Origin of the sequence: Micromonospora sp. D93 (genome assembly GCF_018070365.1) — a bacterium.
In the GTDB taxonomy this organism is placed as follows: Bacteria; Actinomycetota; Actinomycetes; order Mycobacteriales; family Micromonosporaceae; genus Micromonospora; species Micromonospora ureilytica.
On record NZ_JAGPXW010000011.1, the window covers coordinates 72,893 to 92,976 of the forward strand.

A 20,084-nucleotide genomic window follows, 5' to 3' on the forward strand; every position below is an offset into this window, starting at 1 on the left:
GACGAGGCCCGCTGGCCGGGGAGGGCTGTTCCGGCTCCGAAGGCGGCGTCAGCGCGCGGCGTGCACCTCAGCGCAGGCCGGCGGCGGCGAGCAGGTTGCCCTCGGGGAGTGCCGGGAGCGCGCGACCCTGCGACATCCGCTGTTCGGCGCGCTCGGCGGTGAACGCGGTGTCGTGGTGGATGGCGGCGGCGTAGCTGGCGGCGGTGCGCTGGGCGATGGCGGCCCAGCCGTACTGGTCGTGAACCATCCGGCGGGCGCGGCGGGCCATGACGCGGGCGCGGTCGGGGTCCGACAGCAGCGCGTCCACGGCGTCGGTCAGGCTCTCCGGGTCGTGCGGGCGGAAGGTCATCCCGGCGACGCCCGGTTCGACGATCTCGCCGAGGCCACCGGTGGCGGCGACGGCGAGGGGAGCGCCGGCTGCGGCGCCTTCGAGGGCGACCATGCCGAACGGCTCGTAGATGCTCGGCACGGCGAAGCAGTCGGACGCGGCCATCAGCGCGGGCAGGTCGGTGCCGCCGAGGAAGCCCGGCATGGTGACCATGCCCCCGAGGCCGTGACGGTGCACCTCGGCCTCCAGTTCGGCACGGTACGGGCCGTCGCCGGCGATCACGGCACGCAGCCCGGGGTGCCGCTCGCGCAGCCGGGGCAGCGCGGCGATCAGGTGCTGCACGCCCTTCTCGTACACGAGGCGGCCGGCGAAGGTGACGAGCGGGCCGTCCGCGGCGAAGCGGGCGCGGGCGGCGGCCACGGCGCGCGCGGGCACCTGCCAGCGGTGCGGCTCCACGCCGTTGGCGACCACGTCGACCCGCCCGGCCGGTACGCCGAACAGCGCGTTCACCTCGTCGCGCATGTACCCGGAGCAGACGATCACCCGGTTGGACTCGCTGCTGAGCCACTGCTCGACGCCGTGGATGGTGCGGTTCATCTCCTCCGGCAGCCAGCCCTGGTGCCGACCGGCCTCGGTGGCGTGGATCGTGCTGACCAGCGGGATGTCCAGGTGGTCGCGCAACGTCATAGCGGTGTGCGCGACGAGCCAGTCGTGGGCGTGGATGACGTCGTACGAGCCGGCCTGGGTGGCGCGCAGCGCGGTGCGGGTGAGGCTGTGGTTGAAGGCCATCGTCCAGGCCAGCAGCGAGCCGGTGGCGAGCGGGAAGGTGACCGGGTCCTCGGGGGCGCGCAGGATGCGCACGCCGTCGGCGTACTCCTCCAGGGGTGCGCCTTCGCAGTGGCGGGTGACGACGGTGACCTCGTGGCCGGCGGCGGCGAGGGCGACGGAGAGGGCGTGCACGTGTCGACCGAGGCCGCCGACGAGCACCGGCGGGTACTCCCAGGACAGCATGAGGATGCGGCGGGTCTGCGGGGGCACCCCGGGGCCCGGCTGCGCCGGCACGGGCGTGCCGGGCTGCGCGGTGGGACCGGACGGTGCCGTGGGACCGGGCTGCGCGGGGGGCCGGGAGGTCAGTGTGGGCCGGTGGGCCCGGTCCTTGGTGGCAGCGAGCTGCTCGTCGACCCGCAGTGTCACATCAATCTCCGTCCATGCATGGTGGCGCGCGCCGGCATCAGTGGCGGCGGAGCGAGAGGTGTAAGGGGTGGCCGAGGGCCTGGCGGGCACACGCGAACGCTTGTCCCCGATCAAGGAAAGTCCATCGGACCCAAGAACGCATCTTGAAAAGGGCCATCGTGACGGAGGACACCCGAGTGGTGTAGCGCGCATCAGACAGGTGGTTTCCGGGCGGTGCTGCAAGGATGGATTGGCGTGCCCGGTCGGGGGGCAATACCCGCGTGCGCGCGGGCGGAAATCGGCCGGGGCGCACATGACCATGGTCTGAAGGAGCGACATGCAGGTCTGGCCGGGCGAGCGGTACCCCCTTGGTGCCACCTACGACGGGATGGGCACCAACTTCGCCATCTTCTCCGAGGTAGCCGAGCGGATCGAGCTGTGCCTCTTCGACGAGTGGGACACCGGCGCGGAGCGCCGCGTCGAGCTGCGCGAGGTGGACGCGTACGTGTGGCACGCGTACCTGCCGGGCATCGAGCCGGGCCAACGGTACGGCTACCGGGTGTACGGCCCGTACGACCAGGCGAACGGGTTGCGCTGCAACCCGCACAAGCTCCTGATCGACCCGTACGCGAAGGCCATCGACGGTGACGTGGAGTGGGACCCGGCGGTCTACGACTACGACCTGAACGAGCCGGAGCGGATGTCGGAGACCGACTCGGCGCCGTTCATGCCGAAGTCGGTGGTGGTCAACCCGTACTTCGACTGGGGCAACGACCGGCCGCCGCGCACTCCTTACCACCACTCGGTGATCTACGAGGCGCACGTGCGCGGGCTGACCATGCGCCACCCGGACATCCCGGAGGAGCTGCGCGGCACGTACGCGGGCATCGCCTCCCCGCCGATGATCGACTATCTGACCCGGCTCGGGGTGACGGCGATCGAGCTGATGCCGGTGCACCAGTTCATCCACGACAACCGCCTCGTCGACCTGGGGCTGAAGAACTACTGGGGTTACAACAGCATCGGCTTCTTCGCCCCGCACCACGGCTACTCGGCGCTGGGCCGGACCGGCCAGCAGGTGCAGGAGTTCCGGGGCATGGTGAAGGCCCTGCACGCGGCCGGCATCGAGGTCATCCTCGACGTGGTCTACAACCACACCGCCGAGGGCAACCACCTCGGGCCGACGCTGAGCTTCAAGGGCGTGGACGCGCCGAGCTACTACCGGCTCAGCGAGGAGGACCGCCGCTACTTCGTCGACTACACCGGCACCGGCAACAGCCTCAACGTGCGCAGCCCGCACTCACTGCAACTGATCATGGATTCGCTGCGGTACTGGGTGACCGAGATGCACGTCGACGGCTTCCGGTTCGACCTGGCGGCCACCCTGGCCCGCGAGTTCTACGAGGTGGATCGGCTCTCCACGTTCTTCGAGGTGGTGCAGCAGGACCCGGTGGTCAGCCAGGTGAAGCTGATCGCCGAACCGTGGGACGTCGGCCCCGGCGGCTACCAGGTGGGCAACTTCCCGCCGCTGTGGACGGAGTGGAACGGCAAGTACCGCGACACCGTTCGGGACTTCTGGCGCGGTGAGCCGGCCACCCTCGCCGAGTTCGCGTCCCGGATCTCCGGCTCCGCCGACCTCTACCAGGACGACGGCCGCCGCCCCTTCCACAGCATCAACTTCGTCACCGTGCACGACGGGTTCACCCTCAACGACCTGGTGTCGTACAACGACAAGCACAACGAGGCCAACGGCGAGGAGAACCGCGACGGCGAGAGCCACAACCGGTCCTGGAACTGCGGGGTCGAGGGCGACACCGCCGACGAGGCGGTCCTCGCCCTGCGGGCCAAGCAGCGGCGTAACTTCCTGGCCACCCTGATGCTGTCGCAGGGCGTGCCGATGATCGGTCACGGTGACGAGCTGGGCCGCACCCAGCACGGCAACAACAACGTCTACTGCCAGGACAGCGAGCTGGCCTGGGTCGACTGGGACAACGCCGACGAGCAGCTGCTGGAGTTCGTGCAGACGCTCACCGCGTTTCGCAAACGTCACCAGGTGTTCCGGCGTCGCCGCTTCTTCACCGGCCTGCCGGTCAACGGGCGCGGCATCGACGAGCCGCTGCCCGACCTGGCCTGGCACACCCCGGACGGGCGGGAGATGACCGGCGAAGACTGGGGCAATGACTTCGGCCGCTCGGTGGCGCTGTTCGTCAACGGCGAGGGCATCCGCGAGCGCGGCCAGTACGGCCAGAAGCACCACGACGCGTCGTTCCTGCTCTGCTTCAACGCCCACGACGCGCCGCTGGACTTCATCCTGCCCGGCAGCGAGTACGGCCAGAAGTGGGAACGGGTGATCAGCACCGCCGAACCCGAGCCGGGCGACGCCACGGTGATCAGCGCGGGCGGCACCATCCGGGTGCCGGACCGCTCCCTCGTCGTGCTGGAGAGGACGATCTGACATGCCGGCCACCCCTCCCAAGGCCACCTACCGCATCCAGGTCCGTCCCGGCTTCGACCTGGACGCCACGGCCGCGATCGTCGACTACCTGGACGACCTCGGCGTCAGCCACCTCTACAGCGCCCCGCTGCTGACCGCCACCCCCGGCTCCCAGCACGGCTACGACGTGGTCGACCACCGGGCCGTCAACCCGGAACTGGGCGGGGAGGCCGCCCGGCAGCGGCTGCTGCGCGCGCTACGCGACAGGCAGCTCGGCCTCGTCGTCGACATCGTGCCCAACCACGCCGGGGTCGCCGTTCCGGCCGCCAACCCGGCCTGGTGGGACGTGCTGCGCCGGGGGCGCGACTCGGCGTACGCCGACTGGTTCGACATCGACTGGGACCGGGGCCGGCTGCTGCTGCCGGTGCTGGGCGACGACCCGGCCGCCCTCGACGACCTCAAGCTCGTCGACGGGGAACTGCGCTACCACGAGCACCGCTTCCCGGTCGCCGACGGCACCGGCGACGGCAGCGCCCGGGAGGTGCACGACCGGCAGCACTACGAGCTGGTCTCCTGGCGGCGCGGTGACGCCGAGCTGACGTACCGCCGATTCTTCGCCATCGCGGGCCTGGCGGGCCTGCGCGTGGAGGACCCGGCGGTCTTCGCCGCCACCCACGAGCTGATCCTGCGCTGGGCCGCCGCCGGGGAGGTCGACGGCATCCGCGTCGACCACCCGGACGGCCTGCGCGACCCGGCCGGCTACCTGGCCCGGTTGCGGGCCGCCGCACCCGACGCCTGGCTCGTGGTGGAGAAGATCCTGGAGTACGGCGAGGAGCTGCCGGACTGGCCGGTGGACGGCACCACCGGCTACGACGCTCTGGCCGCGGTCGGCGGGCTCTTCGTCGACACCGACGCCGAGGGTGACTTCACCGCGTTGGACAACCGCATCACCGGGCAGCACACCTCCTGGGAGGACCTGACCCACACCACGAAGCTGGCCGCCGCCACCCAACTGCTCGCCGCCGAGCTGACCCGGCTGGCCGCCCTCGCCCCCGAGGTGCCCACCGAGCAGGCCCGCGCGGCGCTCGCCGAGCTGGCCGCCGCGTTCGCCGTCTACCGGGGCTACCCGCCGCACGGCGCCCGGCACCTCGCCGCCGCCCGTTCCGAGGCCGGCCGCCGCCGCCCCCACCTGGCCGCCGCCCTGGACGCTGTCACCCGCCGACTGCGTAACCCCGACGACGAGCTGGCCCGACGGTTCCCGCAGCTCACCGGCGCGGTGATGGCCAAGGGCGTGGAGGACACCGCGTTCTACCGGTGGAGCCGGTTCGTGGCACTCAACGAGGTCGGCGACAACCCCGCCCACTTCGGGGTGCCGCCGGCGGAGTTCCACCGCTTCGCCACGGCCCAACAGGTCCGCTGGCCCGCCAGCATGACCACCCTCTCCACCCACGACACCAAACGCGGCGAGGACGTCCGCGCCCGCCTCGCCGTGCTCAGCGAACTGCCGGGCCGCTGGGCCGAGCAGGTCAAGACCTGGATGGAGTACGCGCCGCTGCCCGACCCGGCCTTCGCCCACCTGCTCTGGCAGACCGCCGTCGGCGCGTGGCCGATCGAACGGGAACGGCTGCACGCGTACGTCGAGAAGGCCGCCCGGGAGGCCGGGGCCTCGACCAGTTGGGCGGACCCCGACCCGGCCTTCGAGCAGGCAGTGCACGCCGTGGTCGACCTGATGTACGACGACCCGAGCCTGCACGACGAGCTGACCGAACTCGCCGCCGCCATCGCCCCGGCCGGCTGGTGCAACTCCCTCGGGCAGAAGCTGATCCAACTCACCATGCCCGGGGTGCCGGACACCTACCAGGGCACCGAGCTGTGGGACAACTCCCTCGTCGACCCGGACAACCGCCGCCCGGTCGACTTCGACGTACGCCGAGAAATGCTGGCACGCATCGACGGCGGCTGGCGTCCCCCGGTCGACACCGACGGAGCGGCGAAGCTGCTCGTCGTGTCGCGGACCCTGCGGTTGCGGCGGGCGCACCCGGAGCTGTTCACCACCTACCGCCCGGTGCCCGCGCACGGGCCGGTGGGCCGACACGTGGTGGCCTTCGACCGCGGCGGCGTGATCGCCGTGGCGACCCGACTGCCGCTCGGGCTGGCACGCGCCGGTGGGTGGTGCGACACAGCCCTGTCACTTCCCGTTAACGAGGTGAAGGACCTGTTCACCGGCCGGGTCTACAGTGGCGGGGAGACCGCACTGGACGACCTTCTGGCCGACTATCCCGTGGCTCTGCTGGCTCCTCTCACCGCTGCCGAGGAGGCCCTCTCATGACCGAATTCTCCGTCTGGGCACCGGACGCCACCCGGGTACGGCTGCGCCTGGCCGGCGACACAGACCACGAGATGCGCGCCGCCGCCGACGGCTGGTGGCGGGTCGACGTGCCCGACGCCGGCCTCGACTACTCCTTTCTGCTGAACGACGACGAAACCCCACTGCCCGACCCCCGGTCACCGTGGCAGCCTGCGGGAGTGCACGGGCCCAGCCGCCGCTACGACCATCTTGCGTTCCAGTGGAGTGATTCCTCGTGGACGGGCCGGCAGCTGCCCGGGAGCATCCTCTACGAGCTGCACATCGGCACCTTCACCCCGGAAGGCACCTTCGACGCGGCCATCGACCGCCTCGACCACCTCGTGTCCCTGGGCATCGACCTGATCGAGCTGCTCCCGATCAACGCCTTCAACGGCGAACACAACTGGGGGTACGACGGTGTCTGCTGGTACGCCCCACACGAGCCCTACGGTGGCCCCGACGGCCTGAAACGGTTCGTCGACGCCGCCCACGCTCGCGGTCTGGGGGTGATCCTCGACGTTGTCTACAACCATTTCGGGCCCTCCGGGGCCTACGCGCCGCAGTTCGGGCCCTACCTCGCCGAGCAGAGCAACAGTTGGGGCCGCTCGGTCAACCTGGACGGCCCGCACTCCGACGAGGTACGCCGCTACATCATCGACAGCGTGCTCATGTGGCTGCGCGACTACCACGTCGACGGGCTGCGGTTGGATGCTGTGCACGCCCTGCCGGACTCGCGGGCGGTTCCTCTGCTCGAAGAGATGGCGGTTTCCGTCGAGTCCCTGTCGACGCACCTGGGGCGGCCGTTGTCGCTCATCGCCGAATCGGACCTCAACGACCCGCGGCTCATCACGCCGCGCGAGGCGGGCGGGTTCGGACTGCACGCGCAGTGGAACGACGACGCGCACCACGCCCTGCACACGTTGCTGACGGGGGAGCGGCAGGGGTACTACGGGGACTTCGGCTCTTTGGAGACGTTGTCTGATGTGCTGACCGGGGGGTTCTTCCACGCGGGGACCTGGTCCAGCTTCCGGAATCGGCATCATGGGCGGCCTCTGGATTCCCGCGTCCCTGGTCATCGGCTCGTGGCTTATTTGCAGAACCACGACCAGATCGGGAACCGGGCTACCGGGGATCGGATCTCGGCTTCGCTGTCGCCTTCGCTGCTGCGCGTTGGGGCTACGTTGCTGCTGACGGCACCGTTCACTCCCATGCTGTTCATGGGAGAGGAGTGGGCTGCCTCAACGCCGTGGCAGTTCTTCACCTCGCACCCGGAGCCGGAGCTGGCCTCTGCGGTGCGGACCGGGCGGCGGCGGGAGTTCGCGTCGCACGGGTGGCCGGAGGGGGACGTGCCCGATCCGCAGGACCCGGAGACGTTCGTGCGGTCGCGGTTGGACTGGGCGGAGCTGGACAAGCCTGAGCATGCTTCGATGCTGGCGTTTTACCAGCGGTTGATCTCCTTGCGCCGGTCGTTGCCTGACCTGTCTGATCCTCGGTTGAACGCTGTCTCTGTGCAGCATGGGGATCAGTTCCTGGTGATGCGGCGGGGGGACACGCTTGTGGTGGCGAACCTGGCTGGGCGGGGGCAGGGAGTGTCGCTGCCTGGGGTGGCTCGGCGGGTGCTGCTGGCTACGGGGGAGGGGGTCACCGTGATGCGGGACCGGATCCAGTTGCCGGCAGAAACTGCGGCGATTGTGGCACTCTGAAGCCCTTCGACTTGACGATCTTGGAGATGTCACTCAGGCGGCACGCGATCTGTTGCTGGCGAGCCCTCGCTTGACGGTACTTTGAACTCTTTTAGGCTGACATCCAGCTGCCAATGATGCTCACCATGGCGGTTTCTTCGACGGTTCGTCGATGCGCCAGTATTGTGCTGGCGAAGCGCTATTTTATCGATAAACTTCTGCATCTCGAATATCGAGGGCTGGCCGGAACGCCGGGTGTACGGTGAATCCTGTTACTGACCGAAGATTGCTGATGTGATCCGGGAAGCTTGGGTCATCGTAATTGTAAATTGCCGGGTCGTCGACCATTACGGTCGGGTCGTATGTATCGGGGTTCGAAACGATACAGCCAATGAAGCCGAGGTTGTGTAGCAGTCGAACAAGCCCCTGGCAGGCTATGGTTGGATCGTCTGATGACGACGCAAGATACATGGGCTCGCTAATACTCTCTAGCCACGCCCTGCCGATGTATTCCTGATCGGCAATGAGAAGCGCGCACTCGACCAAACGTGCTTCCATCTCCTTCCAGTCAAGGGTGTGGGGAGATCCCGAGAACTTCTTGAAAACCTGATCGATGCCCGGGAAGGTTGGTTTCCATTCATCTCGGAGAGCAAGTAGCCGATCTTTTGAGTACTCTGATTCAGCCGTTTTGATCCCGTTCCAGGTCAATTTTTCCTTCCCATTGGCCCTTTCGAAACATTTATTTAAGAAGATGATGGCGTCACGGGGTCGGAGTAGTGTGCGATTCAAGACATAGTCCAGAGGGTCCTTCCTCTTGTCGTTCATCCGGGGCAGCAGATCGGCCACCGAGCTGATGTTCCCCAAGCCGTGCCGGCCGGCGGCAAGAACAGCCCGGTTGTCAAGTAATTCTCGAAGCTCGTGCTTCGTCCATTTGATGTGGTGGCTGACGTCCCGGAACTTCTCCTCCTGGCCGCCGGTGCGCCCGAAGTCGAGAGCTTCGAAGATGTTCGTCCGCAGTGCTACGATGATCTTGAGGTTAGCAACTCTATTCAGGTCGGATACGGCTCGGAACAGGCAGCGGATTAGATCGTTGATAACCTCCTGGTCCGCCCAGTCTCGATCTAGATCATCGATAACTATATATGTATAGTGCTGTACATTGTCAAGGATGTCTTCGTTTAGTACGCGCTCCATTTTATTGAGGCGCGGTATTTGTGTTTCATTAATTAAGCGTTGAAATCGATTTACAAGCTCAGAGCGTCTCTCTGTCGATTCTGTCGATGAATCCCCTCCATTAAGTGAAAGTGCGCCGATGCCTGCTGCGAGCTTGCCGCCTGCCTCAGCCTTCACTTGGCTTTCAAACTTCTCTATTATTTCGGTAACTCTCTTATCCGTCTCCTGCCAGAACTTACCTTCAAATTCTTCAAGGTATTTCAGCGCTTCTTGCTTGCTTCGGTCGCGCTTTATCTTCTCCATTAGAAGTGCCATAAATCGCTGCTTGGCGTCGAGAGAGTCGACTCTGTAGCGGTGTTTGATGATCTCAATAATCAGAACGTGCTTCCAGAGTGCTATGAAGAGTGAGTCCAAATGGACGTTCAGTGCCTTGAGGAATTGAATGGCTTGCGTCTCGGTGATGTATGTCAGTGCCAGGTCTTCTGGGATGAGGCGAATCAGGTGTTCCCGTTGATCGATTTCTAGCTGACGGAAGAGCGCTGACTTGCCGCTGCCGGTACGGCCAATAATAAAGCATCGTTCGTCCTCTTTTGAGAGGATTGCCCGATACAGCCAGGTTTCATAAAAGGCGTCGAGAAACTGACCGTCGTGTTCGGCGGCGCCCCGGCCCAAGGTGAAGTCGTTGCGGATGCGTTGCTTCGGGTGTCGACTAGGCATAAGGGCTCCTTCTGGTCAGGGGCCAAATAGAAGGGCTCACCCTATACAAGGACATTGCCTAAGGGGGCCAGGCTGGGAGCTAAGGTCAACATTCAGACAACCGCCTTGCGCCGCCCGGCCCCGTAGGGCACTGCAAGGACGTTTGGCGAGAGGCGCGACCCTCTCGAGCTGGGGCCTGGGCGCCCTGCTGCTCACCCCGGCATCGTCGAAGTTGGCCCACGGGTGCCAAATGAGTTGAGGTAGTACTTGTTGATCTATGTTTCGATACCACGGTGGTTGCCGCGAGTCCTGAAGGCCGGCCGGTGCTAGTCGTAGCGGCCGGTCACCCGCTGCTGCCTTAAGGCGCCCGCGCCTGTAGGGACTCGTCCGAAATGGTCACGTGTCCGGCCAGTAGACGGATAGCCCGGACGCAAGCAGTTGAAATAGCATGCTGAGTTTGGTGATAAGCATTCCAGCTGTCCGAACATCGATGGCTGCTGGGGTTGTCCGAGAGTCATTTTCGCGCGTATAGTGCGTTGCTTGTGGATGAACTCAGCAACATTGCTCTTGCACTTGCCATTGGCGTGCTGGCAGCACTGCTACCGTCAGTTTCCGTAGTCTTAGATCGCATCCGAGGAAAAGTATCTGCACCTCTGCCGGAGTTGACGCTAGAAAGGCGCTTGGCTGATCTGGGCGAGCTAATGCGATCTTCTTCGGTTTTGTTGGAAGAGGTTCAAGCTGAGATTCAGGCTCGGATTAGCCTCGCCGATAAAGCTAAGCGTGATGCAGCAGAAGCCGAGAGTTTGGCTCAGATGAACGACGCCCAACGGATTGCTGTGGCCCGGTTGGTTAGGGCAGAATTGGCGGTTGAGGTTAGGAAAAGCTCTACCCGATCTTTCTGGCAGGGATTCGCCGCGAATTTCGTTTTCTTCGCTCTGGGTGTAATCGCGAGCATCGTCACCACGATGTACTTGGAAAAATGATCTTGCGCCTGGCCATCAGGTGTACCTTGCTAGCATTCCGGAGGTCAAGACTTGGTCTTGTTGCATGGGTGTTGCGGGGCTAGCCGGAGCGGCCTCTTGTGGTCGATCGAGTATTGATGACGGCGGCTGTGACGGCGCGAAAGGCGCCAGGGGGCGCGAGGCATCGGAATCGGCCCACGTCATGCCAAGGAGGGTAGTCGTGCCGACACAGCAGATTGGACGTGCGCCAGGGGCCACGGTGGAGCTTCATCGGTGTACCGTCCCAAACTGCGGGGACAGCAGAACATGGCCGCTGTCCTGGTCCTCTACCTTCAGGTTGGCGAAGGCATGGTGATGAAGCCGGATACCATCGGTGCCAGGATCCGGTACTGGCGGATGCGCCGTGGCGGCATGACTCAGGCCGTCCTCGCTGGGCTTGCTGGTGTTACTCAGTCATACGTGTCGCAGGTCGAGTCGGGTCGGAAGACCATCGACCGCCGCTCCACTCTGGTCGCTTTCGCGGCAGCCCTCCAGGTCACAGTGGCCGACCTGCTCGGCCAGGGCACCGAACCCGGTGATCCGGCCCGCGAGAGCGCTGCCGAGTGTGTGCCTGCGATCTGGTCGGCCTTGATCGAGATCGAGGACGGCGAGCGCCGTCCGTCGACCTACACAACGGAACACCTGACAGCCGAGATCGCCCGAGCCGAGCAGCTTCGTACCTCGTGCAACTACCCGCGCATGGCCTGCATGCTTCCGGGCCTACTGCTCGAAGCCGCCGCAGTAGGCGGCAGCGTGCTCGTCCAGGTCGCCTACCAAGCAGCCACCTGCCTGCGGAACCTCGGCTACCGCCACCTGGCCCTCAACGCCGCCCGGCTCGCTGGGGCGGTCGCCGAAGACACCGAGGATCCGGCATGGATCGCAGCCTCTCGCTTCGCCTATGCGCAAAGCCTTCCGATCGAGTCCGCATCGGTCGCGGCCCGTGCCGCCGACCGGTCGCTGACCGAGCTGCAAGCCGCCGCCGACGACGAGCGAGTGCGACAGATGCTCGGACAGCTCCATCTTTCGGCAGCGTTGACGTCGACGGTAGGCGGTCGTTTGGACGTGGCTCGCGATCACCTCGCCGAGGCAGCCCGCGAGGCGGCAACGCTCGGGGATCCGGTCGACGGCGCCGGCTTCAACGGCTGCGGGTTCGGTCCGACCAACGTCGGGCTCTGGGAAATGTCCATCGCCGCCGAGCAGGGCGAGTCCGGCCGGGTCATCGAGCTGTCTCGGAAGGTTCGACCGCAGGTGCTCGCAGCGTCGATCCGCCAGCAGTCCTACTGGCTCGACCTCGGTCGGGCCCTGGCCGACGGCGGTCGCCGAGATGTTGAGGCCCTGGCTGCATTCGTACAGGCCGAGCGGGCCGCCCCGATTCCGTTCGCCATCAACCCCCTCGCCCGCGACGCCGTGGTGACACTGGCGCAGCGCGCCCAGCGCCGAGCCATCCCCGACGACCTGCGGCTGCTCGCCGGCCGCATCGGCATCAACCTGGCCGCATAACTTCCAGTAATCACCGCATCACTAATCCGCTCTACTGTCCGGTTTGGGACGTGAGCACGTCCTGGCCTGGGAGGGCAGCGAGCCTCCCGGAACTATGACGGAGGAGGCGGGGATGAGCGGGCAGGACGACAACGCTCCGGATAACAAGGGTGAGGCGGCCGAGCGGGAGGCCGCCAAGCAGCGTCTCCTGGCGCAGGCCGAGGCGGAGCGCGTACCGGTGGAGGACACGACCCGCGCGGTCCCGGACCGGCGGTGGCGGCGTGACCAACGATGACCTTCCAATTGGCCGGCGAGTGGCGCGGTGGCGGGTGCGGCGGTCGATGACGCAGCAGATGCTCGCCGACCGGCTGCGCAGGTCGAAGAGTTGGGTGGACAAGGTGGAGCGGGGTGTACGCGCCCTGGACCGGTACTCGGTGATCCAGGAGTTGGCTGATGTCCTGCGGGTCGACCCGGAGGTGCTGCTCGGCCAGCAGCGCAGCGCCTCGGCGGGCACGCCGGACTGGGTGGACGACATCCGGGCCGCTCTCGCCCGCTACGAGACCCCGCAAGTCCCAGCGCAGACGGACGAGCTGCGGAGGCAGGTCGGGTATGCCTGGCTGAGCTACCAGCACGCGCACTACGGGCAGTTGGTGCGGGTGGTGCCGGGTCTGCTCGACGCCGTCCAGGGCGCCCGGACACCGGAGTTGCTGGTGCAGGCGAACCGGATCACCTCGTCGTTGCTGGTGAAGCTCGGCGAGGCCGACCTCGCCTGGCTGGCCGCCGACCGGGCGATGTCCGCCGCCGCCGACGACCCGATCCTGGCGGCAACGGCGGCCATCTCGGTAGCCCAAGCGATCCGCGCGTCGGGCCGCGACCGCCTCGCACTGACCGCGACGCTCGCCGCCGCGAACCGCATCCTCCCGGCCCCCTCCCACCTGACTGATCATGAGGTTGACGGGCCGCGTGGAGATCAAACCGCCCGTCAACCTCATGATCAACGGGGCGAGGGTGCGCTTGCGCGGCAGCGGTCGGTGGGGGAGTGGGCCGTGGGTGGGACGTTGCTGCTCCAGGCCGCACTGGCCGCCGCCGGCTGCGGCGACACTCGCCGCGCCGATGAGCTGATCGATCGGGCCGCGGGGGTCGCCGCCGGGCTCAGGGGGTACGACGATGTGTACCGGACCAGCTTTGGGCCGGTCGCCGTCGAGTTGGCGCGGGTGCTGGTGGCGGCGCAACGGGGTGATGCCGTCGAGGCGCTCCAAAGGCATTCGACAGTTGTGCGGCGGGAGTCGTGGCGGCGGTTGCCGGCCGAGTATCGGGGTGCGTACCTGGTGGACGTCGCACGGGCGTACCTCCAGGTGGGTGACCTGCGCGGGGCGGCACGGGCCCTGGTGGACGCGGACAGTGTCGCGCCGGCCGAGGTTCGGTGTCGGCCTCTGGCGCGTACGGTGATCGCCGATGTTGCCCGCGCGCAGCCGGCGCCGGCCGGCGTGGCGCGACTGGCGGCGCTGGTCGGCCTCACCCGCTGACTGGACTGTCTCGACCCGGTGTTGCCTGCCTTCCATACCGTGTCTCCCAGCGGGCGTAGTCACCTGGCGACAGTGAGGGCAGACTCATGTCCACGATGCGATGGCGGACAGGCGGTCGGAATATGCGCGTCATCCCGATGCGTGACATGGATGATCTGCACCGCTATGTGCACGAACACGGGACGACCGACCTGATCCTGGATGTGGAACCGTGGCTCGTCCACTGGTCCGAACCGACCGAGGCGCTGGTTCCCCGCTTGGCCAGTTGGCATAACCCGGCCTTTCCGCAGTGCACCGTCCGGCTGTGTACCAACTCGACTCGCTTCAGGTCGCTGGATGTACCCGTGCGTCTGATCAGTGCGGCCCGCAAACCCCGCACCGCTCGATGTCACCTCGACCGGCTGGGCGAGCGCCCGTTGGTGGCCGGTGATCTGCTACTACTCGACGGCCTGCTGGCCCGCCGGGTGCCGGCCGACTTCGCCTGGCTGCAGTGGCGCGGCGTGAGCCCGCCATGGCCGCGTGCGCTGCGGGTTGCGGACCGGTTGGCGGCGTCGCTGTTGCTCGTGGGCAGGTGACCGGGTGTCGATGCCAAGCCGCACGCTGGACGCCCTGATGCTGGACTACAGCGAGGCCCGCGACGACGAACGGAGTTTCGCTGCCGTACAGGGGTCGGTGGTTGCCCTCGCCCTGACGGGCGTGGCCCTGCTCGGAGCGCTCGCGAACGAGGTCGCCGACGGGAAGCGTGTACCGCCCCCGCTGGTCGCCGGAGCGCCACTGATCATCTTGTGCATTCTGGCGTACGGCCAGGCGATGGGTGCGCTGGCTGTGCTGCGCAGCTTCTACCTGCGCTCGCTGGAGCGGGAGATTCGCGGCCAGCTGGAACTGCGCGACCTGGCCGGCTACCCAGCGCTGCAACCGCTGAGTTATGCCGAGCTGACGGTCTCGTACACCACCTTGGCCAGGGGCCGGGGATTCGGCAGATTCATGGCACTGATGATCTTTGTGTCCCTGTGGTTGGTGTTCGGTGGCCTAACCCTGTTCCTTGCTCTCTGGCTTACCCCGCCCTGGCAGATCGCCATGGCGGTCGTGTACGGCGGCGGGGCGCTGACCATCTTCACCGACACGGTTCAGACAAACATGCGCGGGCGCTCCTTCTTTCACAGGCAAGTCGCGCTGACCAGCCGACGACAAAGCGGCTCGATGCTGCCCAGCGGCTCGCCGACGCCAGCCCTCAGCAAGAAACTCCTCCGGTACTTGGTCTTGCCCCGCCCCGACGACCTCGTCAAGGCGCTGTTCGTGGTGGCCGGCATCGCCGTAGCGCTGACCGTCGGTCGAGACGGGCGGCCGGCCCCGACTGCCGGCGCATTGGTGCTCTTCGTCATCGCCGTGGAATGGCTCGTCTACCAATCTCGGTACCAGTGGAACGACATACGGGGCATCGCCGAAGATGCTCAGGCGCCAAGCAGTGCCCAGCGGGGCCGACTGCCGGGCGGTGCGGCAAGCGTCCCGGCGTCGCTACTGACAATGCTGCTGCGCATGATCGCGATGAGCTGGGTCGTAGCGCTCGGCTGGCCGGGCGAGCCGCGGGTGTCCCGCGCGGATCTTGTGCTGCTGATCGCAGTGCCCTTGATCTATGGCGTGGGCATCGCGTACGAGACGATTCGGCACACCGCCCGACTTGCCAAAGACTCGAGGTGGTCGAATCTGCTGTTGACACTCGGGGTGGTCGGTATCGGATACCCGGTTCGGTTCGCGCTCGGGTGGTGGGCCGCGGGTGGGCCGACGTGGAACCTGTCGCTCGGCTGGCTGTTGGTCGCCTGCTGGGGCCTCGGCCTGCTCTTCGTGTCGCTCACCTGGATCTTGGAATTCGCCGACCACATTAACTCGTACGTCGACGGAGACCGCTCTGCCTATCGCGTGAGCCCAACGATTCTGAGTAAGCCCCACCTGCTTCGCCTCGCGACGCTGTGTGGCATTCGATCCGAAACCTCGGACCTGACTGGCTCGGACCCGGTCGACGGCGGCGACTTGCGCATCATCTCGCGTACCAGGTTCCGGCCATGGTGCCCGTGGAGGTTCGGCGGCGCGGTCTGGTACATCGCGGTATCGCTGTCCCTGAGCGACCTTCTCGACGCCGCCGAGTTGCGACTGTGGCCGTGGGGTCTCGCCGCCGCCGTGATGCTCGCGCTCCCCATCAACAGGAGAGGCGGCCTCCTGTCCAACCTGGCCGCGAGCCTGGTCCTCACCACCGGGGTGGTGTGGTCTCTGTGGATCACCGCACCGACCGGCGGCCTCGCGGACCGGCCAGCAGCCGTCGTCACCCTGTTCGTGGTTGCCCTCCTACCGTCGGTGCTGTATCTCAACTTCTACTTCTCGACCTACCGAAGCACTCGTGCGGTAGCAGAACGAGTGATCCTCACGGCCGTTGGCGTCCTGCGGTGGCTGGCGCTGTGGTTCGTCGGCGCACCACGCCGCGCCACAGCTCCTTCGATGGACGTCCGAACAGATCCGAAGCCCTCGACTCCCACGACTCCACCGGACAGCGGGAGTGCCGCAGGGGCTATGGCTGATACGGCGGCGCCCGCAGATGATCAGCCGGTTGGCGACGCCGTTCCCGTGCCACGGCAGGCCGGGAACCAATCGCTGGATTAGCGGATCAACGATGCGATCCGTCAGCTCAGCACTTGGCGGGCCTCACCCGCTGACTGGACGGCTGCGCGACAATACTCTCACAGGCCGTGCTTGTGATCATCCCGCCAACGGGCACCGAGACCACCACCATGCTTGATGCGCATCCTCTTACCCGAGGGCGGATCCTGATGATGCGCTGATGCGCGGTCCTGACCCCGATGCCCGGCATCGCGGTCAGGACCGCAGCCCGGTTCCTGCTCGACCGGCGACGGAAGCAGCTTCGCCGCCCCGGCCACCTTGCCCACTGTAGGGCCCGCCCCGGTGATCCCACGGCCCTGCCACCGGTTCAGGCCTCGGCGGGTCAATCCCGCCGCGGACTCACAGAATCGTTGTCAGCACGCCTCCATCGACGCGTACCGCCGATCCGTTGATTGCGGACGCGGCGGGACTGGCGAGGAAGGTCACGGTGTTTGCGATCTCACTCGGCTCGATGAAGCGTCCCAGCAGGGAGGTCTGGTTGGCGCCGATGATCGCCACTTTCAGGTCGTCCTCCAGCAGGGATTGGGCATCGGCCAATGACCTGACCGTTTCGGCGACGCCGGCGGAATATGTGGGGCCGCCCAGCACCGAGTTGACTGTCACCGCAGTGCCCTTCGTGAGCTTCGCCAGGCCGTTGCCCACTGCGAGCATCGCCGTCTTGGACGTGCCGTAGTGGAGCATGTCGGCGGGAATGTTGACGCCCGACTCGCTGCTCACGAACACGATCCGGCCCCACCCCCGATCGAGCATTGCCGGCATGAGGTGCCGCGCGAGCCGGACCCCGCTGAGCACGTTCACCTCGAAGTAGAGCCGCCACTCCTCGTCGGAGATGAGTTCGAAAGGTTTGAGCTCGAAGAGCCCGACGTTGTTGATGAGAATGTCGACGCTGGGCAGTTCGTCGCACAGCCTGTCGACGTCATCGACAACCGAGAAGTCGGCTTGGATGCCAGTGACGGATACGTGGGGCGCCTCCCGACGCAACACGTCGACAGCCTCGGCCAGCTTTGCCGGGTCGCGGCCGTTGAGGACCACGTTGACACCCTCGCCGGCCAGGGCCTTCGCGGTTGCGAAACCGATGCCTTGACTGGATCCGCTGATGAATGCGGTCTTGCCACTGAGCTGTAGGTCCACGTGCTGTTCTCCTAGTGAGTGGTCGCCGATCGGTGCACCTGCCGGACGTCGGCAGGCGTTCCTCTCGACCTTGCCGCAGACCGATGAGCATCTGATGAGCACCGCGTCAGTGGCTGACGCTCATGTGGTCGGACCGTTGGTACCTGCGGCCACGGCCGATTGATCTGACTGCGAGGAAAGTCCCGCCTCGGGGTTCCTGGGTCTTTCGTGCCGGTCCGTGGTGTTGACCCACCCCAACCGGGCGCTTCGCACGGCGGCCGTGGATACCGCCACCGCACTCCACATTCTGGGTCGGAGCCGCTGTGCACGACGCCGGTTCGGCCGGATCGATCATCGCTGGCCGCTGCCGGCGGCGACCCGATCCTGGCGGCAACGGCAACCATCTCGGTAGCCCAGGCATTTACGCGCCTCCGCCTGGGACCGGCGATCGTGGCGGTGGTCGCCGCACCCTGATGGGAGATGCATAAAGAACTAATATAAATCTGCTATGCTTCAGCCGTGAGTCGCCGAGACGCCGCGTACGGCGCTTCCGATGCCATCGGGTCAGCCCTCTACGGTCTGGCCACCAGGGCGGTGAGACGCCTTCCCCGCGACATGAGCCTGACGTCCGCCGCCACCCTGGCCACCCTGGACAAGACCGGACCCCGACGGATCACCGATCTGGCGGTGGCCGAGGGCGTCACCCAGCCCGCGATGACCGTCCTGGTCCGGGTGATGGAGGAATCCGGGCTGGTCGAGCGAAAGGGCGATCCGTCCGACAAACGGGTCACGCTGGTGTGCCTGACCGAGGCCGGCGCGTCGTACGTCCGGGCGCGACGCCAGGCGGGCGTCGACGCGTACGCGCGGTTGATCGACGAGCTAACCGGTGACGAGGTCGAGGCGTTGGCAGCAGCCCTTCCGGCGCTGCTGCATCTGGCGGAGCTGGAAAGCCGCGCCGGAGAGGAGTCGGAACGGTGACCGCGGCCGCGCCCCATGACCAGCCCATGAGCACTGCCCTGAAACGTTCCGAGGCACGTCTGCTGGTTCCCGCCTTGATGTTCATCGCCCTGGTCGTTGCGGCGGTCGCCAGCCTCGGGACGCCGCTCATCACCAGCGTGGCGACCACGTTCCACGTCTCCCTCGACAGCGCGCAGTGGACGCTGACCATCGCCCTGCTCAGCGGCGCCGTCGCCACACCCGTCCTCGGCCGGCTCGGAGCCGGTCCGCACCGCCGGGCCACGATTCTCGCCACGCTGGCGATCGTCGTCGTCGGCAGCGCGCTCACCGTGCTGCCGCTGCCGTTCGCCTGGTTGCTCGTGGGCAGAGCAGCCCAAGGCGTCGGACTCGGTCTCACCGCGCTGATGATGGGCGTGGCCCGCGACCATCTTCCCGAGGAGCGCAGCGCCGCCACGATCGCCCTGATCTCAGTGGTCTCCATCATTGGAGCCGGCGTCGGCTACCCGCTGGCCGCACTGTTCGCCGAGTTCGGCGGAGTGCGGGCCGCCTACGGCCTCGGCCTGCTCGTCACCGCCATCGCCTTCGTGACCGCGTGGCGCTCCATGCCCGCAGCTCCCGAAGGCCGCTCCGCTCACGTGAACCTGGCCGGCGCGCTCGTCCTGGCGGGCGGACTGCTCATCGTCCTGTTCCTGGCCGGCGAGAGGAGCCTGTGGAGCCGACACCTCGCCGTGGCGGTGACCCTTGCCGTCGCCGCCGTCCTCCTGCTCTGCGTCTGGACCGTTTCCGAACTGCGAACCAAGACGCCTCTGGTCGACGTCCGGGCGGTACGGCACCCGGCGGTCGCCGGCGCGAACATCGCCATGTTCGTCGGCGGGTGCGGCATGTACCTCCTGCTCACGCTCATCACCCGCTACGCGCAGACGCCGCACAGCGCCGGCTACGGCTTCGGACTGACCACCTTCGTGGCGGGGCTGGTCCTCATCCCGTTCTCCGTCCTGGGGTTCGTCGCCGGCAAGCTCACGCCGTGGGTCCGCGAACGGATCGACGGCCCCCTGCTCCTGGCCGGCAGCGCCGCCATCGTCGGCGGCGGGTTCGTCCTGTTCGCCACCGCCCGGTCCAACCTGGCCGAACTGCTCGCGGCCATGGGCGTGCTGGGCTTCGGCGTCGGCAGCTTCTCGGCCGCCATGCCCGGCGTCATCCTGGCCGTCACCCCCAAGAGCGAGACGTCGAGCGCCATGAGCTTCAACTACGTCGTCCGCAGCGTCGGGTACTCCCTGGGCAGCGCCATCGGCGGTCTGGTCCTGGCCGCCGGCACCGCCACGGGCCGCCTCTTTCCGAACGACGACGCCTACACGACCGCGGCGCTGGTCGGCGTCGCCGCGATGGCGATCACGACGATGGCCAGCCTCGCCCTCGCCCGCCGACGCTCACCCGAGACCAATCCGAGCACAGCCCCAGTCGGTGTGCCGGGCCTGGGCCGGTCGAATCGAACCGGAACCTGAGGATCG

14 protein-coding genes are annotated in these 20,084 nt (G+C 67.1%); 11 read left to right on the plus strand and 3 right to left on the minus strand.

Annotated elements, in window-relative coordinates; all coding sequences use genetic code 11:
* Positions 1 to 67 precede the first annotated feature (67 nt).
* Positions 68 to 1,339 carry a glycosyltransferase family 4 protein gene (locus KBX71_RS15035; RefSeq protein ID WP_247683528.1) on the minus strand — a complete coding sequence of 424 codons (1,272 nt, stop codon included), beginning with the start codon at positions 1,337 to 1,339 and terminating at the stop codon, positions 68 to 70.
* A 499-nt stretch (positions 1,340 to 1,838) separates the two neighbouring features.
* Between KBX71_RS15035 and glgX the strand changes: the two genes are divergently transcribed.
* From glgX to treZ, 3 genes are read left to right on the plus strand one after another with little or no spacing between them, the layout of a single operon-like run.
* On the plus strand, positions 1,839 to 3,956 hold the full coding sequence (gene glgX, locus KBX71_RS15040; RefSeq protein ID WP_210818496.1) for a glycogen debranching protein GlgX: 2,118 nt from the start codon (positions 1,839 to 1,841) through the stop codon (positions 3,954 to 3,956).
* A gap of 1 nt (position 3,957) precedes the next feature.
* Positions 3,958 to 6,264, plus strand: coding sequence for a malto-oligosyltrehalose synthase (treY, locus tag KBX71_RS15045; RefSeq protein ID WP_210818497.1), 2,307 nt, complete (start codon positions 3,958 to 3,960; stop codon positions 6,262 to 6,264).
* On the plus strand, positions 6,261 to 7,985 hold the full coding sequence (gene treZ / locus KBX71_RS15050) for a malto-oligosyltrehalose trehalohydrolase (protein ID WP_210818498.1): 1,725 nt from the start codon (positions 6,261 to 6,263) through the stop codon (positions 7,983 to 7,985). Before treY ends, treZ begins: the two co-directional genes overlap by 4 nt.
* A 183-nt stretch (positions 7,986 to 8,168) precedes the next feature.
* Here the strand turns inward: treZ and KBX71_RS15055 are convergent, their stop codons facing one another.
* On the minus strand, positions 8,169 to 9,854 hold the full coding sequence (locus KBX71_RS15055) for a P-loop ATPase, Sll1717 family (RefSeq protein WP_210818499.1): 1,686 nt from the start codon (positions 9,852 to 9,854) through the stop codon (positions 8,169 to 8,171).
* Between the two features lie 521 nt (positions 9,855 to 10,375).
* Between KBX71_RS15055 and KBX71_RS15060 the strand changes: the two genes are divergently transcribed.
* The 6 genes from KBX71_RS15060 (at position 10,376) to KBX71_RS15085 (ending at position 16,491) form a co-directional block, all read left to right on the plus strand.
* The gene (locus KBX71_RS15060) at positions 10,376 to 10,816 is read left to right on the plus strand and encodes a hypothetical protein (protein ID WP_210818500.1); all 441 of its coding nucleotides are present in this window, start codon (positions 10,376 to 10,378) and stop codon (positions 10,814 to 10,816) included.
* 333 nt (positions 10,817 to 11,149) lie between these two features.
* Positions 11,150 to 12,334, plus strand: a complete 1,185-nt coding sequence (locus KBX71_RS15065; RefSeq protein WP_210818746.1) for a helix-turn-helix domain-containing protein — start codon at positions 11,150 to 11,152, stop codon at positions 12,332 to 12,334.
* Positions 12,335 to 12,446: 112 nt separating this feature from the next.
* Positions 12,447 to 12,608 (plus strand): hypothetical protein, encoded by a 162-nt coding sequence (locus KBX71_RS15070; protein WP_210818501.1) that lies wholly within the window; start codon positions 12,447 to 12,449, stop codon positions 12,606 to 12,608.
* A gap of 19 nt (positions 12,609 to 12,627) precedes the next feature.
* On the plus strand, positions 12,628 to 13,839 hold the full coding sequence (locus tag KBX71_RS15075) for a helix-turn-helix transcriptional regulator (RefSeq protein ID WP_307847095.1): 1,212 nt from the start codon (positions 12,628 to 12,630) through the stop codon (positions 13,837 to 13,839).
* A 146-nt stretch (positions 13,840 to 13,985) separates the two neighbouring features.
* Complete coding sequence (locus KBX71_RS15080) at positions 13,986 to 14,414, plus strand: hypothetical protein (protein ID WP_210818503.1); 429 nt, start codon at positions 13,986 to 13,988, stop codon at positions 14,412 to 14,414.
* A 4-nt stretch (positions 14,415 to 14,418) separates the two neighbouring features.
* Positions 14,419 to 16,491 (plus strand): hypothetical protein, encoded by a 2,073-nt coding sequence (locus KBX71_RS15085; RefSeq protein WP_210818504.1) that lies wholly within the window; start codon positions 14,419 to 14,421, stop codon positions 16,489 to 16,491.
* 357 nt (positions 16,492 to 16,848) lie between these two features.
* Here the strand turns inward: KBX71_RS15085 and KBX71_RS15090 are convergent, their stop codons facing one another.
* A complete protein-coding gene (locus KBX71_RS15090) occupies positions 16,849 to 17,640 on the minus strand; it encodes an SDR family NAD(P)-dependent oxidoreductase (RefSeq protein WP_210818505.1) in 792 nt (263 codons plus the stop codon).
* Positions 17,641 to 18,138: 498 nt separating this feature from the next.
* On the opposite strand from KBX71_RS15090, the gene KBX71_RS15095 reads away from it, so the two are divergent.
* Entirely contained in the window at positions 18,139 to 18,597 is a 459-nt protein-coding gene (locus KBX71_RS15095; protein ID WP_307847079.1) for a MarR family transcriptional regulator, read from the plus strand.
* Between the two features lie 26 nt (positions 18,598 to 18,623).
* A complete protein-coding gene (locus KBX71_RS15100) occupies positions 18,624 to 20,078 on the plus strand; it encodes an MFS transporter (RefSeq protein WP_210818506.1) in 1,455 nt (484 codons plus the stop codon).
* Positions 20,079 to 20,084 lie beyond the last annotated feature (6 nt).